Annotated in this window: 14 protein-coding genes and 1 tRNA gene; 9 read left to right on the forward strand and 6 right to left on the reverse strand. The window is 67.4% G+C overall.

Annotation, left to right across the window (positions count from 1 at the left end; genetic code table 11):
• The first annotated feature begins 14 nt into the window (after window positions 1-14).
• From DJ029_RS06735 to DJ029_RS06760, 6 genes are all read left to right on the forward strand, one after another.
• Entirely contained in the window at window positions 15-1,301 is a 1,287-nt protein-coding gene (locus DJ029_RS06735; protein WP_112321593.1) for a homoserine dehydrogenase, read from the forward strand.
• A gap of 99 nt (window positions 1,302-1,400) precedes the next feature.
• Window positions 1,401-2,366 (forward strand): class II fructose-bisphosphatase, encoded by a 966-nt coding sequence (gene glpX / locus DJ029_RS06740; protein ID WP_112321594.1) that lies wholly within the window; start codon window positions 1,401-1,403, stop codon window positions 2,364-2,366.
• A gap of 11 nt (window positions 2,367-2,377) precedes the next feature.
• Window positions 2,378-2,647, forward strand: a complete 270-nt coding sequence (locus tag DJ029_RS06745; protein WP_112321595.1) for a hypothetical protein — start codon at window positions 2,378-2,380, stop codon at window positions 2,645-2,647.
• Entirely contained in the window at window positions 2,644-4,395 is a 1,752-nt protein-coding gene (gene recJ, locus DJ029_RS06750; RefSeq protein ID WP_112321596.1) for a single-stranded-DNA-specific exonuclease RecJ, read from the forward strand. Before DJ029_RS06745 ends, recJ begins: the two co-directional genes overlap by 4 nt.
• Window positions 4,396-4,476: 81 nt before the next feature.
• Window positions 4,477-4,552: transfer RNA gene (locus tag DJ029_RS06755), tRNA-Glu, on the forward strand.
• A gap of 288 nt (window positions 4,553-4,840) precedes the next feature.
• Window positions 4,841-5,800, forward strand: a complete 960-nt coding sequence (locus DJ029_RS06760; protein WP_112321597.1) for a cation transporter — start codon at window positions 4,841-4,843, stop codon at window positions 5,798-5,800.
• A gap of 208 nt (window positions 5,801-6,008) precedes the next feature.
• On the opposite strand, the gene DJ029_RS21670 is transcribed toward DJ029_RS06760, so the two are convergent.
• From DJ029_RS21670 to DJ029_RS06780, 4 genes are all read right to left on the reverse strand, one after another.
• Complete coding sequence (locus tag DJ029_RS21670; RefSeq protein WP_157966286.1) at window positions 6,009-6,155, reverse strand: hypothetical protein; 147 nt, start codon at window positions 6,153-6,155, stop codon at window positions 6,009-6,011.
• A gap of 191 nt (window positions 6,156-6,346) precedes the next feature.
• Window positions 6,347-7,417 (reverse strand): LysM peptidoglycan-binding domain-containing protein, encoded by a 1,071-nt coding sequence (locus DJ029_RS06770; RefSeq protein ID WP_112321598.1) that lies wholly within the window; start codon window positions 7,415-7,417, stop codon window positions 6,347-6,349.
• A 104-nt stretch (window positions 7,418-7,521) separates the two neighbouring features.
• Complete coding sequence (locus DJ029_RS06775) at window positions 7,522-9,024, reverse strand: PstS family phosphate ABC transporter substrate-binding protein (protein ID WP_112321599.1); 1,503 nt, start codon at window positions 9,022-9,024, stop codon at window positions 7,522-7,524.
• 206 nt (window positions 9,025-9,230) lie between these two features.
• A complete protein-coding gene (locus DJ029_RS06780; RefSeq protein WP_112321997.1) occupies window positions 9,231-9,710 on the reverse strand; it encodes an MOSC domain-containing protein in 480 nt (159 codons plus the stop codon).
• Window positions 9,711-9,793: 83 nt separating this feature from the next.
• On the opposite strand from DJ029_RS06780, the gene rimO reads away from it, so the two are divergent.
• Window positions 9,794-11,194 carry a 30S ribosomal protein S12 methylthiotransferase RimO gene (gene rimO, locus DJ029_RS06785; protein ID WP_112321600.1) on the forward strand — a complete coding sequence of 467 codons (1,401 nt, stop codon included), beginning with the start codon at window positions 9,794-9,796 and terminating at the stop codon, window positions 11,192-11,194.
• A gap of 43 nt (window positions 11,195-11,237) precedes the next feature.
• On the forward strand, window positions 11,238-12,056 hold the full coding sequence (locus DJ029_RS06790) for an SDR family NAD(P)-dependent oxidoreductase (protein ID WP_112321601.1): 819 nt from the start codon (window positions 11,238-11,240) through the stop codon (window positions 12,054-12,056).
• A gap of 8 nt (window positions 12,057-12,064) precedes the next feature.
• Here DJ029_RS06790 and DJ029_RS06795 read toward each other — a convergent pair whose 3' ends face one another.
• Window positions 12,065-12,793 carry a M48 family metallopeptidase gene (locus DJ029_RS06795; protein ID WP_198671073.1) on the reverse strand — a complete coding sequence of 243 codons (729 nt, stop codon included), beginning with the start codon at window positions 12,791-12,793 and terminating at the stop codon, window positions 12,065-12,067.
• A 178-nt stretch (window positions 12,794-12,971) separates the two neighbouring features.
• Here DJ029_RS06795 and DJ029_RS06800 point away from each other — a divergent pair, with 178 nt between their 5' ends.
• Window positions 12,972-13,211: a hypothetical protein gene (locus DJ029_RS06800; RefSeq protein ID WP_112321999.1), complete on the forward strand. Its 240-nt coding sequence runs from the start codon at window positions 12,972-12,974 to the stop codon at window positions 13,209-13,211.
• Window positions 13,212-13,222: 11 nt separating this feature from the next.
• On the opposite strand, the gene DJ029_RS06805 is transcribed toward DJ029_RS06800, so the two are convergent.
• A complete protein-coding gene (locus DJ029_RS06805; RefSeq protein WP_112321602.1) occupies window positions 13,223-13,495 on the reverse strand; it encodes a DUF167 domain-containing protein in 273 nt (90 codons plus the stop codon).
• Window positions 13,496-13,546 lie beyond the last annotated feature (51 nt).

Here is a 13,546-nt window from a genome sequence, read left to right on the forward strand (position 1 = left end):
CTGGGGGATCCACAATGACAGAACCGCTCCGCATCGCGATTGCCGGCCTTGGAACCGTGGGCGTCGGGGTCATAGAGATCCTGCAGAAACATGCCCCGCTGCTCGCCTCCCGCGCGGGTCGGCCGATGGAACTGGTGGCGGTTTCCGCGCGCTCGCGCTCGAAAGAGCGCAGCGTGGACCTCAGCGCCTACGAGTGGGAAGACGACCCCGTCGCGCTGGCGCGGCGCGATGACGTGGACCTGATCATCGAGGTGATCGGCGGCGAGGACGGCCCCGCCAAGGCGCTGATCGAAACCGCGCTGGAAAGCGGCAAGCAGGTCGTCACCGCGAACAAGGCGCTGCTGGCGCGCCACGGCACGGAACTGGCCCGCATGGCGGACAAGACCGGGACCTGCCTGCGCTACGAAGCCGCCGTCGCCGGGGGCATCCCGATCGTGAAGGCGCTGGTCGAAGGCATGGCCGCCAACGGCATGACGCGCGTCATGGGCGTGATGAACGGCACCTGCAACTACATCCTGACCGAGATGGAGACGACCGGGCGCGACTACGAACCCATCCTGGCCGACGCCCAGGCCCTCGGCTATGCCGAGGCCGACCCCGAGGCGGACGTCGGCGGCTTCGACGCGGCCCAGAAGCTGAGCCTCTTGTCCGCCGCCGCCTTCGGCACCGAGGTGGACTACGACGGCGTCACCATCGAAGGGATCGAGCGGGTCACGCTGACCGACATCCGCTATGCCCGCGACATGGGCTACCGTATCAAGCTGCTGGGCGTCGCGGCCGCGACCCCTGCGGGGATCGAGCGGCGGATGCAGCCCTGCCTCGTGCCCGCGGACAGCCCGCTCGGCCAGTTGGAAGGCGTGTCGAACATGGTCGTGCTGGAAGGCGACTTCATCGGCCAGACCGTGTACCAGGGCCCCGGCGCGGGCGCGGGGCCGACGGCCTCGGCCGTCATGGCGGACGTTCTGGACATCGCCCGCGGCAACACCCCTCCGGTGTTCGGCCAGCGCGCCGAGATGCTGGCAGCGCCGGTTGCGGCCCAGGCCGGGGCGGATGCGCCCTATTACCTGCGCCTGTCGCTGGCGGATCGCCCCGGCACGCTTGCCCGGGTGGCGGATGCGCTCGGCCAGGCCGGGATCTCCATCGACCGGATGCGCCAGACTCAGCACGAAAGCGGCACCGCACCTGTCCTGATCGTGACCCATAGCGCCGCGCGCACCGCGCTCGATTCCGCGTTGGAAACGATCGCGAACCTCGATGTCTGCGACGAAGCGCCGGTGGCCTATCGCATAGAACCGGTCTGACCCCTTGCTCAACAGGGGTTTTCCCGTCCCCGCACCTCGGGTAGGGATAGGTCAGGGAAGGCCCCAGAACCAACACCCCCGAAAAGGAGCGCGCCGCCCATGGCCGACCAAGAGATTTTCTCCGACCGCATGTTGTCCCTCGGGCTTGCCCGCGTGTCCGAAGCCGCCGCGATCGCCAGCGCCAAGCTGATCGGTTCCGGCGACGAGAAGGCGGCGGACCAGGCCGCGGTCGACGCGATGCGCACCCAGTTGAACATGCTCGACATCCAGGGCGTCGTCGTCATCGGCGAGGGTGAGCGCGACGAGGCCCCCATGCTCTACATCGGCGAGGAAGTGGGCAACGGCAACGGCCCCGGCGTGGATATCGCGCTGGACCCGCTGGAAGGCACCACGCTGACCGCCAAGGACATGCCCAACGCGCTGGCCGTGATCGCCATGGGCCCGCGCGGCTCCATGCTGCACGCGCCCGATGTCTACATGGACAAGCTGGCCATCGGCCCCGGCTATCCCGAAGGGCTGGTCACGCTGGACATGACCCCGACCGAGCGGGTGGAAACCCTTGCCAAGTATCGCGGCTGCTCGCCCTCGGACCTGATGGTCTGCGTGCTGGAACGCCCCCGCCACCAGGAAATGGTGGCCGAGCTGCGCGCGACCGGCGCCCGCATCCGCCTGATCACCGACGGTGACGTGGCCGGCGTGATGCACGCCGCCGACGCGCACAAGACCGGCATCCACATGTACATGGGCGCCGGTGGCGCACCCGAGGGCGTGCTGGCCGCCGCCGCGCTGAAATGCATGGGCGGGCAGATCCAGGGCCGCCTGCTGTTCCGCAACGAGGACGAGCGCGCCCGCGCCACCAAGGCCGGGCTGACGGATTTCGACAAGGTATACACCCGCGACGACATGGTGACCGAGGACGTGATCTTCGCCGCCACCGGCGTGACGGACGGCTCGCTCGTCTCCGGCGCGCGGCGGGACGGCGATTTCTTGGAAACGGAAACCATCCTCATGCGCTCCAAGACCGGGTCGATCCGCCGCCTGCACTACCGCCAGAACAACCACTGAGGCGTCGGGCCATGGCCGGCAAGACCAGCGCAGGCAAGGCAAAGGACAGCACGGGCGGGGACACCGAGTTCCGGCCCTCCTCGCCCCCCGTCGTGCCTGCGCCGGGCCGCCGCCGCGCCCTGCTGATGCTGCCCCTTGCCCTGCTGCTTGAGGCGATAGGCATCCTGCTTCTGGCCATGGGCCATGTCTGGCCCTTCATCATCCTGATGGTCAGCGGCATCGTCCTGTTCGCGGGCGGCACCATCGCCCTGTTCCGGATTGCCCGCGGCAGGGGACTATGAGCGATCCGTTCCTCGGCGTTACAGCATCCCTGTCGGGCCGCCGCTGGGTCGGCCCCAGCGGCGAAACCCTGCGCCGCGCCGCGGGCCTTGCGCAAGCTACCGGCCTGCCCGAGGCGGTGACGCTTGTCCTTGCCCGCGCGAATGTCACAGCGGAGGACGCCGACGCCTACCTCGACCCGAAGCTGCGCGACCTGATGCCCGACCCCTCGGTCCTGCGCGACATGGACCGCGCGGTAGAGGTGATCGGCGCGCATCTGAAGCGGGGCAGCCGCATCGCCGTCTTCGCGGATTACGATGTGGACGGGGCCACCTCCGCCGCGCTGCTGCACGACTGGCTTTCCGCCCTGGGCGTCACGCCGACGCTCTACGTGCCCGACCGCATCGACGAAGGCTATGGCCCCAACACCCCCGCGATGGAGGCGCTGGCCGCCGATCACCCGCTGATCATCTGCGTGGATTGCGGCACGCTCAGCCATGAGCCCATCGCCAGCGCCGTCGCGCGCGGGGCCGAGGTGATCGTGCTGGATCACCACATGGGCGGCGAAACGCTGCCCGACGCCGCCGCCGTGGTGAACCCCAACCGCCAGGACGAGGACGGCGCCTTCGGCCACCTCTGCGCCGCGGGCGTCGTATTCCTGACGCTGGTCGCGCTTAACCGCCAGCGCCGCGCGGACGGGCTGGCCTGCCCGGACCTGATGGGGATGCTCGACCTAGTGGCGCTGGGAACGGTGGCCGACGTCGCGCCGCTGATCGGGCTGAACCGCGCCTTCGTGCGCCAGGGGCTGACCGTGATGGCCCGGCGGCACCGCCCCGGCCTGGTGGCGCTGGCGGATGCAGCGAAGCTGACCAGCGCGCCTGCGCCCTACCACCTTGGCTACATGCTCGGGCCGCGCATCAACGCGGGCGGCCGCGTCGGGCGCGCCGACCTTGGCACCCGGCTGCTGGTCACGCGCGACCCCGGCCAGGCCGGGCAGATCGCGGCAGAGCTTGACCTGCTGAACGTCGAACGCCGCGCCATCGAAGCCGAGGTGCTGCACGCCGCCAAGGCCCAGGCCGAGGCGCGCGGCACAGATGGCGCGCTGGTCTGGGCAGCGGGCGAGACCTGGCACCCCGGCGTCGTGGGCATCGTCGCCGCCCGCCTGAAAGAGGCGTTCAACCGCCCCGCCGTGGTGATCGGGCTGGAAGGCAACGAGGGCAAAGGCTCCGCCCGCTCGATCAGCGGCGTGGACCTGGGCGCGGCGATCGCCCTGCTGGCCAGCGAGGGGCTGCTGCTGAAGGGCGGCGGGCACAAGATGGCCGCGGGCCTGACAGTGGCCCGGGACACGCTGGAGGCGGCGATGGACCGCCTCGACGCGCTGCTCGCGCGCCAGGGCGCGGATACCGCCGGGGTGGCCGACCTGCACGTCGATGCGCTGGTCAGCCCGTCGGGCGCGACCGCGGACCTGGTCGAATCGCTGGAACGCGCGGGCCCCTTCGGCGCCGCCGCCCCGCAGCCGCGATTCGCCCTGGCGGACGCCCGCGTCGCCTTTCACAAGCGGGTCGGGGAAAACCACATGGCGCTGACGCTCAGCGACGGGGTGCACAAGCTTTCGGCCATCGCCTTCGGAGCTTATGACAGCCCGCTCGCCCCCGCGATCGAGGGTCTTTCGGGTCAACCGATCCACCTGGCGGGGCGGTTGGAGTTGGATGATTGGGGCGGTCGGCGCAAGGCAAAGCTGCGGATCGAGGACGCCGCGCTGCCCGGCTGAATTTTTCCGCCCCGAACTGCAAAAAGGCGCTTGAACCCCCCCGGGGAAACCATTAGGACCGCGCTTACGGAAATTAAGAGTGCGCCCATCGTCTAGTGGTCTAGGACGCCGCCCTTTCACGGCGGAAACACGGGTTCGAGTCCCGTTGGGCGTGCCATTTTCCCCTGAAAGCTGAATGCTTTCAAAGGCTGTTGCCTCACCACCTTCCTGATCGAGACAGCCTTGATCCGAAAGACTCCACACCACTCGCGACACTGACACCGCTTTCTGTTGCGGGGCGCCGACCCTGTCTCAATCGCCTCACCCCTGACACCTGAACGCACCATCGCAATACGACATCACGTGATGTCCCTTCCACAGGCTGTGCCCTGTACACCCCCATGGCCTGTGCTCCAGGAAATGGCTATGGGATTACCAATTCGCCGCACCCTCGGGAGAGAGTGAAATGACCGCACATACGGCTGAGATCCGGAAAAAGCTGGAAGGCCGCTCACTCGGCATTGCCATGTGGGGCAACTTGTTCATGGCGGCGGCGGGTTTGGTGGCAGGCGTGTTGTCAAACTCCAACGCGATCATGATGGACGGGCTGTTTTCGCTGATCGGGTTCGCTTCGGCGCTGCTGGCGCGCAGGATCAGTCGCCGGGTCGAGGCCGGTCCGGACAAGGCGCGCCCCTACGGCTATGCCGCTGACGAGGCGATCTTCTCCACCTTCCGGTCCCTGTCGCTGCTCGGCCTGGTGCTGTTTGCCGTCACCAACGCGATCAAGAATATCTACAACTACCTCAACGGCATGGCTCCCGAACCGCTGAGCTTTGCACCGATGATCGTCTATTTTGTCGGCATCGGGATCACCTGCACGACCCTGTGGGCCTTTCACTATTTCACCTGGCGCAAGACCGGCAAGAACAGTGCGATCCTGCGACTGGAAGCCAAGGCGGCCATGTTCGACGCCATGATCACCGCCGCCGCCGGGGCTGGGCTTGGAGCGATCTACTTCTTCCAGGACGGCCCGCTGGCCCCGATCGCGCCGATCGGCGACTCCGTGATCGTCATGCTTCTCTGTCTGCTGGCGCTCGGATCCTATGTGCGGGAGTTTCGCGGCGGGTTGGGTGAACTGGCCGGGGCAAGCGCCAGCGCCGGGCATCTTGCTACGGTGCGGCGCGCGCTGCGCCCTGCGATCGCTGAGGATGGTGGGAAACTCCAGGACATGTCGGTCATGAAACTGGGGCGCACTTTCCTGGTGACGGCCTATTACAACCCGGGCCGCCCCATCACGGCGGCTGAGATCGACAGCCTGAACCTGCGCATGATCCACGACGCGCGCGCGGCCCTGGCAGGCGCGGATGTCCTTCTGGTGATTACGGAACACCGCAGACGCTGGCCGGACTCGTTGAATCCCTTCTGACAGGCACCAGCTTTCAGCACGCCGCGCTGGATCTGGTCTTCCTCGAACGGCTCGAACAGGGCCTTGAATTCTCCCCCTCCGAGACCGTGTCCCCTTGGGCTGGATGAACACGAAGAAGAATGGCCCGGTCACCGTCTTGGAGAAGATCTCCGGACAGATCCGCGAGTTGCCCCCATCGACCACGGCCCCCCCCCAGATCGCGCGCGGGTCAACCGTAGAGGACGCGAAGCCCCTCGGCCGGTTCGGCGGGGGCCGGGCGGTTGTGGCGCTGGTCCGGCTTTGCGGGCCGGGCCACGCGATCTTCTTCCCTTGTGTCCCCGGTGCGGGGCCTGCTCTGGTTGTCATCGGAAGGCATTGGAACTCTCCTTCAAGATCCTCAGGATGCCAGAGTGCGCCTTGAATGTGACCAAAACACCAAGCTCGAGGCCGCTTTCGTGACATGTTTGACACAGCACGCCTGTAAAGCCGGACGGAAAGCGGAGGCCGCGCATGAAAAACGGCGGGGCCCGCGCCCCGCCGTTCGGCTGTCCTGCAATGGGTCGGCGGTTATTGCCGCTTCATCTGGTGCTCTGCCAGGTGACGGCGCACGATGGAGAACCACTCGCCGCTGTCCTTGATCCGGTTGATCCCATCGTCCAGCAGGGCGAGCTGGGCCGCGCCGTTCGGATTGTTCTTGGACGTCACCGCGTGGAGCGTTGCGATCGTGTCCAGCGCATCGTGCTTCGCGAACGCCCCCGTGGCGCCGATATCCGAGATCGCGCCTTCCGCGACGTCGACGGCCAGGACCACCGCGTCATAGGTGCCGTCGCGCAGCCCTTCGAAGCAATCGCCGGGGCCGGCGGGCTGGCTGAGCGTGATGTTGGGCTGCACCAGGTCGTGCTCTTCCATCATGAACATCGAATAGCCTGCCGGGCGGCAGACGTTCGCTCCGAACAGGTCCGCATGGCTGAGCGGCGCGGGATAGTCGTTACGGGTATAGATGCCAATGATCTGCTCATACAGCGGCTCGGACCAGTCGAGGTTGTTGCAGCGGTACTGCGACCCCTCGCCCAGCTTTTCGATCACGTCGCAGTTCGGCCGGAACCAGGCGAGAGAGAAGTCATAGGCCACGTCCGCCAGCAGCGGGCGCAGATGCGCGGACCAGTCGTTGACCCAGTCGATCTTGTAGTCGTCGGGCTCGGCCACCTTGGACATGGCGACGTTCACGATCTCGGTGATCATTCCGCCCTGCTCCTGGTCCTGGTTGATGAAGGGGGCCCAGTTGGTGGCGGTGACGAAGCGGATCTGACGGTCTTCCACCGGGACCAGCGCGGTCGTCGGCTCATCGCGGATCGTCTCGTTGTTGGCGGTCGAGGGAGTCAGAGGCGCGTCGAGACAGGGGATCTGGAAGAGGGCGCCGATCTCGATGATGCCGGGGTTCGGGCCGATGGCGCGCGAGTTGGCGCTGTAGATGAGCTGGTAGCTCGCCGCGGAACCATAGGCGCGGCTGGCGATCCTGGACAGGGTATCGCCGCGCTTCACGGTGTAGCTGGTGCCGCACTCGATATCCTGCGCCATCGCCGTACCGGCCGACAGGCCCAGCGCGCAGGATACCGCCAGAAAGATCTTTTTGGTCATCGCAATCTCCTAAGAGTCTCAAAAGCGCACTGCGCTGGTTCTGTCGGCCGCACTGGCCATAATGTCCCCACGAAACGAACGCGTAGCCTTGCCACCTGAAGCCCTCACCCGGCGTCGAGCGGCCTGATCCAGACCTCGACCTTGTTGCCGCGCGCGGGCCCGGCGGCCGGACAAGCGGCAAGCACCGGGTCGGGCGCGCCGACCGCGCGGAAGGCGACGGTCAGCTGTTCCTCGACGTCCGGGTTGGCGCGGAAAAGCTCAGACAGCACGCTGCGCGCCGCTTCCGGTGCGCCAGTGCCGTCGGCCAGCCCCGCCAGGATGATTTCCTGCCCTTCGGCCTGCCCGGTGCGCACGAAGTCCGCCAGGCGGCCCAGCCGCGCGCGATCCACCGCGCTGAGCGGCTGCCCCGGCTCCACCACGAAACGGCTTGTCAACCGAGCAGCCCCGGCGACCAGATCCGCGTAAGGGCCGTCCGGCAAGGTGATACCGTCATCGACCGAGGGAAGGTTGTTCACGTAGCCCACGTCCGACAGCAACTGTTGACCGAGATCGGACGCCGCGAAATCGAGTAAGCCGCGCGCGTGCAGCGGCACCCCGTCGGGCGAGGTGTAGACGTAGACCGGCACCGTCAGCGGGTAGTCGCCGGACTTCAACGACAGCGTGTCCGGCGCGACGGCCGTGCCGCAGACATCGCGGACAGGCAGCGCCATCGCCGCCTCGCGCCCGGTGAACGAGGCGATGCCGATGGCGCTCCCGAACTGCTCGACCGCGTCGCGCACGCCTTCGTTGTTGTCGACCGTGATGACCTGCGCACCGATCCGCATGCCGCGCGGGCGCATGACCAGCCGGTCCAGCATGGTCAGCACTTCCGACCCACCTTCCCGCGTGAACGCGCTGATCCCGAGGTCCGGGCCGCCCAGCTCGGACCAATTTGTGATCCGGCCCGAGTAGATCCGCGCGATATCGTCGAGCGAGATCGCCCCGATCGGCACCTCTGCCCCGGCAAGAACGACCAGGGCATCCGCCCCGGCGATGGTTTCCAGCCCCAGGTTTTCCACCGCCGCGCGTCCGCCCCCGGTCAGGGCGCGGGCCTCTTCCTCGGCGATGCGGCGCGGGGTGATGGCCAATGCCGCCTCGCCCGCGGCGAGGGCTGCGAAGGCCGAATCCGGCTCCGCCTCCTGCAGGGCCACATCGACGATCTTTTCGCCGTCGAAGGTCAGCAGCTCGAACGCCACCTCGCCGCTGTCGCTTTCGATGCGCGCGATATCCGTGTCCACGGTCAGGGAATAGGAATCTAGCAGATCCGGGATCCCGAAGCGCAGCATCCCCGGGGCGCCCACGATGCGGAACCGCGAACTGATCTCGTTCACCTCGGGGCAGCCATCGCCCTTGCAGACGACCGCGTCCGCGGGAAAGGTGAGCGTTCCCATGCTAGTGCGCAGGACGTATTTCGATCCGTCGAAACTGACCAACTCCCCCGTGAAGTCGGAAAACCCGTCCGTGGAGCTCAACCGCACCTCCTGCGCGCCCGCCAGACCGGCGCATAGCGCAAGCGATGCGGCGGCACAAAGAATGGAGCGATAAAGCCGGGAGGTCATGTGAGTCATTACGGTTCCTGGTCGGTGACGTCCCACCCCGAATGTCAGGGCGTTCGTCGGGAATACTTGCTACGCGACGCTCGATTGAGAGCGTATACATATCTCTCTTTCCGAATTTTATCGAAACCATTCGTGGCAAATTTTGGGCAACACTTCGGTTAGGTGGTGTTTGTGTCACAATCCCTGGCTGGCATGGCCCGGCGCGGGCGAAACGCTCAGTCCGCCGGGACCACGCTCACCGGCATTCCCGCCGTTAACCATCCTGGGCGCAGCACCCGCGCGGTAACGCCGCCGTGCCCGCGCATGGCGTTGTAGCCCCCGGGACCCAGGGCCTGCTCCATCCGCGAACAGGGGGCGCAGGGGCCCGCGATCTCGAGCGTGACATCGCCGATGCGCAGGCGCCGCCCGCGCGCAGCGTGCAGGTTCACCCCCGAGATGACGAGGTTCCGCCGCAACACCTCCGGCGGGACTTCCGGCTTCCCGGCAAGGGCTGCGATCACCGCCAGGTGCTCGGCCTGGATCAGGGTGACGGCCCGCGCGCCGGGGCGGGTGCGGTGATCGCCGACCAGCCCCTCAAGTCGCAGTTCGGCCCGCGTGACGATTCGCAACGGCCCCCGGCGTTCGGGGCGCAGACCGATCCATGTCAGCCGGCCGGGCCTTGGGAAGCGGGCGATCAGTTCCGACAGCGTCTCCATCCCCATAGCGGTAGGGGTGCGGCGCGGCCAAGGCAACGCGCAAAAGTCTTTTCATGCGCCCCGCGAGTCGTTACAGCGCAGCGATGAGCCAGAATCCGCCCGACTTGCGCCCCGACCTTGCCAAACCCCGGCTGACGGAGGTGGCGGCGCGCGCTGGACAACCGCGTATCGGCATGGTTTCCCTCGGTTGCCCCAAGGCGCTGGTGGACAGCGAACGCATCCTCACCCGGCTGCGCGCGGAAGGCTACGCGCTGTCGCCCGATTACGCCGGGGCGGAAGCCGTCATCGTGAACACCTGCGGGTTCCTCGACAGCGCCAAGGCCGAATCCCTGGAGGCGATCGGCGAGGCGCTGAAGGAAAACGGCCGGGTGATCGTGACCGGCTGCCTCGGCGCGGAGCCGGACTATATCACCGGCGCGCATCCTTCCGTTCTGGCGGTCACCGGGCCGCACCAGTACGAACAGGTGCTGGACGCGGTGCATGCGGCGGTGCCCCCGTCGCCCGATCCCTTCGTGGACCTGCTGCCGGCGGCGGGCGTGTCGCTGACGCCGCGCCACTACAGCTACCTGAAGATTTCCGAGGGCTGTAACCACAAGTGCAAGTTCTGCATCATCCCCGACATGCGCGGGCGGCTGACCTCGCGGCCCGTTCATGCGGTGCTGCGCGAGGCGGAAAAGCTGGTCGACTCCGGCGTGCAGGAACTGCTGGTGATCAGCCAGGACACCTCGGCCTACGGGCTGGATCGCAAGTTCGACACGCACCCCTGGAAGGACCGGCAGGTGCGCAGCCACATCACCGACCTGGCGCGCGAACTTGGCCATCTCGGCGCCTGGGTGCGGCTGCACTACGTCTACCCCTACCCCCACGTGCGTGAGCTGATCCCGCTGATGGCGGACCCGAACAGCGGCGTTCTGCCCTACCTGGACATCCCCTTCCAGCACGCCCACCCGGACGTGCTGAAGCGCATGGCCCGCCCCGCGAAATCCGCCGACACCCTGGCCGAGATTGCCGCATGGCGCGCGACATGCCCGGACATCACCCTGCGCTCGACCTTTATCGTCGGCTACCCGGGCGAGACGGAGGCGGAGTTCCAGACGCTGCTGGACTGGCTGGACGAGGCGCAGCTCGACCGGGTCGGCTGCTTCAAGTACGAAAACGTCGACGGGGCGCGCTCGAACGCGCTGCCAGATCATGTTCCCGAGGACGTGAAAGAGGAGCGCTGGCACCGCTTCATGGCCCGGGCGCAGGAAATCTCGGCCGCGAAACTGGCCGCCAAGGTCGGGCAAACCCTTGAGGTGATCGTCGACGAAATCGACGACGAGGCCGCGACCTGCCGCACCACCGCCGACGCCCCCGAGATTGACGGGCACCTCTACATCGACGAAGATTTTCAACACTTGCAGTCTGGACAACGCCTGAGCGTCGTTGTTGAGGAAGCAAGTGAATACGATCTCTGGGGCCGCGCGGTGACCAAGGGGGGCTAAGGCGCGTCTGACGGGTCCGCACACTTCGTACGGAGGAAACCGCGTGACGACAGATTACCTGAAACCCGGTGGCCTTGCGGTCATCACCGGCAGCCAGATGGGCATAGGACGCGCTTTCGCCAAACGCCTGGCGCGCGCCGGGATGCGGCTGGCGCTGGTGGACATGCCCGACCCCAAGCTTGAAGATACCGCGCAAGCGCTGCGCGACATGGGCGCTGCCGAGGTGTTTTCGGTGGGGCTCGACCTGGGTGTCAAAGGCTCCCACGAGGCGATGCACACCACGGTGACCGAGCGTTTCGGCCCCCCGGACCTGCTGATCAACAATGCCGCCACCCGCATCGGGCGCGGCTTTGACGTACCGCTGGGCGAGTGGCGCCGCGCGATGGAGGTGAACTTCTGGGCCGTGGTCGAGGCGATCCACCTGTTCCTACCCGCGATGGAGGGCGACGGCGCGCGGCGGCGTATCCTGAACCTCGGCTCGAAACAGGGGATCACCAATCCCCCCGGCCACCCGATCTACAACGTCTCCAAATCCGCGCTGAAAACCTATACCGAGGCGTTGCAGCACGACCTGCGCAGCCGGGACTCGAACGTCTCGGCACACCTGGTGATCCCGGGCTGGACGACGACGGGCACCGCCGCGCACAAGCCCGGCGCGTGGTTGCCCGAACAAGTGGTGGACAAGGCGCTGGACGATGTCGGGCAGGACCGTTTCTACGTGCTCTGCCCCGATGACGAAACGACGCCCGAGATGGACGCCGCCCGTATCCGCTGGGCGGCGGAGGACATCATCGAGAATCGCCCAGCCCTGTCACGCTGGCACTCCGATTACGCCGACGAAGTGAAGGCAAAGCTTAACTGAACACCCGTTCAGCGGCGGAACTCCCGCGCGGTGGCGCGGACCGTGTCGATGCGGCTGCTGTTGGGCGGATGGCTGGCGAGAAACCCGTTGCCGGGATCGGCGATGCGGGTGAAATAGGCCGCGCCGCGCACCGGGTCGTACCCTGCGCGGATCGCGATGCGGGTGCCCACGCGGTCCGCCTCCAGCTCGTAGCCCGGCGAGAAGCGGCGCGATCCGACCAGCCCGCCCAGGTTCGCCGCCTGCTGCACGCCGCCGGAATCGGCACCGAACACCGCCGCCACGATACCGCCCAGCGCCGCGCCGGTGTTGGCCGCGCTCTGCCGCCGTGGCAGGTGGTCGCGAATGTGGTGCCCCGCCTCATGCCCCAGGATGAAGGCCAGCTCGTCGGCGTTGCGCGCATCCGCGATCAGCGCCTGGGTGAAGCCGATCACCGGGCGGCCGTTGCCGTCACGAGTCTGGTAGGCGTTCGGCGGCAGGCTGCGATCCTTGTCCACCACGATCCGGAAATCACAGTTGAGCCCCGGGCGGCGCTGGCGGCAGACGGATTCGGCCACCGGCTCCACCCGCGCGACGACGGCGCGGAACCGGTTCACCGCGCGGCTTGAGGGGATAGGCGCACTGCTGGACGTCGCACTTGCCCCGCCCCCTTGGGGGAGCGGTCCGGTGGTGATCACGCAGCCCGACAAAAGGGCCGCGATCAGCCCGGCGGACACGGGTTTCAAAAGGTTCAGGCGCATGGCGACCCCCTGTCTTGGCATTCCCTGTTGCCCCTATAGGTACCAGCCCCCGCCCCGGCTTCCAGTGCGGCGTGGGCCAGAAGTGATCAAGATTTCACAAACCGCGTGCTTTGTGATCCTTTTCCGTGAAGCCTCCCGCCCGCTTGCATTGCGCCGCCCCCGCGATAAGCTGATTTCCATGTTTACCATCGAGCATGAATTCGACGCCTCCGTCATCACGCTGATCGACGATCAGGCCGCACCGGATCGGGAAGAGATCACCATCACCTGTTTCGACGACGTGGTGGTCCTGGAACAGGTCGACCCGCACAGCGAGCGGGTGCAGAAGATTTCCTTCTCGATGAACCAGCTTTCGGACCTGCGTGCCGCGCTGAACCTGCCCGAGGGCACCTACGTGCGCCGCGCCGCGGAGGATTGACGCACCGCCACTCATTCCTCGATGGCGAAGACCTTGCTGCGCGCCGTCTCTCCCCGGATCAGGCGTATGCATGAGCGCGCGATGCCCAGACGCTCGGCCAGCAGGGCGCGCACGGCGGCGTTCGCCTTGCCCTTGTCGGGGGCCGCGCGCACGAAGACGCGCACGCCCTGCGCATCCTCCGTCACCGCGGTGCGCTTCGCGCCGGGGGTGACCTTCACGGCAAGCCGTCCGGCGTCATCCACATGGGCGCGCAGCGCGTCGGCACTCAGCTCCGGCGTTGACAAGGTGGCAGGCTCCTGCTTGCTGAGGGCAATTCCGGGCACCGCGCCCGGCTC

The sequence above is a fragment of the Oceanibium sediminis genome, assembly GCF_003265325.1.
Lineage (GTDB): Bacteria > Pseudomonadota > Alphaproteobacteria > Rhodobacterales > Rhodobacteraceae > Halovulum > Halovulum sediminis.

Coding starts and splice junctions, on each gene's coding strand:
- DJ029_RS06735 (WP_112321593.1), top strand. CDS start 15: ATGACAGAACCGCTCCGCATCGCGATTGCCGGCCTTGGAACCGTGGGC.
- glpX (WP_112321594.1), top strand. CDS start 1,401: ATGGCCGACCAAGAGATTTTCTCCGACCGCATGTTGTCCCTCGGGCTT.
- DJ029_RS06745 (WP_112321595.1), top strand. CDS start 2,378: ATGGCCGGCAAGACCAGCGCAGGCAAGGCAAAGGACAGCACGGGCGGG.
- recJ (WP_112321596.1), top strand. CDS start 2,644: ATGAGCGATCCGTTCCTCGGCGTTACAGCATCCCTGTCGGGCCGCCGC.
- DJ029_RS06760 (WP_112321597.1), top strand. CDS start 4,841: ATGACCGCACATACGGCTGAGATCCGGAAAAAGCTGGAAGGCCGCTCA.
- DJ029_RS21670 (WP_157966286.1), bottom strand. CDS start 6,155: ATGCCTTCCGATGACAACCAGAGCAGGCCCCGCACCGGGGACACAAGG.
- DJ029_RS06770 (WP_112321598.1), bottom strand. CDS start 7,417: ATGACCAAAAAGATCTTTCTGGCGGTATCCTGCGCGCTGGGCCTGTCG.
- DJ029_RS06775 (WP_112321599.1), bottom strand. CDS start 9,024: ATGACTCACATGACCTCCCGGCTTTATCGCTCCATTCTTTGTGCCGCC.
- DJ029_RS06780 (WP_112321997.1), bottom strand. CDS start 9,710: ATGGAGACGCTGTCGGAACTGATCGCCCGCTTCCCAAGGCCCGGCCGG.
- rimO (WP_112321600.1), top strand. CDS start 9,794: ATGAGCCAGAATCCGCCCGACTTGCGCCCCGACCTTGCCAAACCCCGG.
- DJ029_RS06795 (WP_198671073.1), bottom strand. CDS start 12,793: ATGCGCCTGAACCTTTTGAAACCCGTGTCCGCCGGGCTGATCGCGGCC.
- DJ029_RS06800 (WP_112321999.1), top strand. CDS start 12,972: ATGTTTACCATCGAGCATGAATTCGACGCCTCCGTCATCACGCTGATC.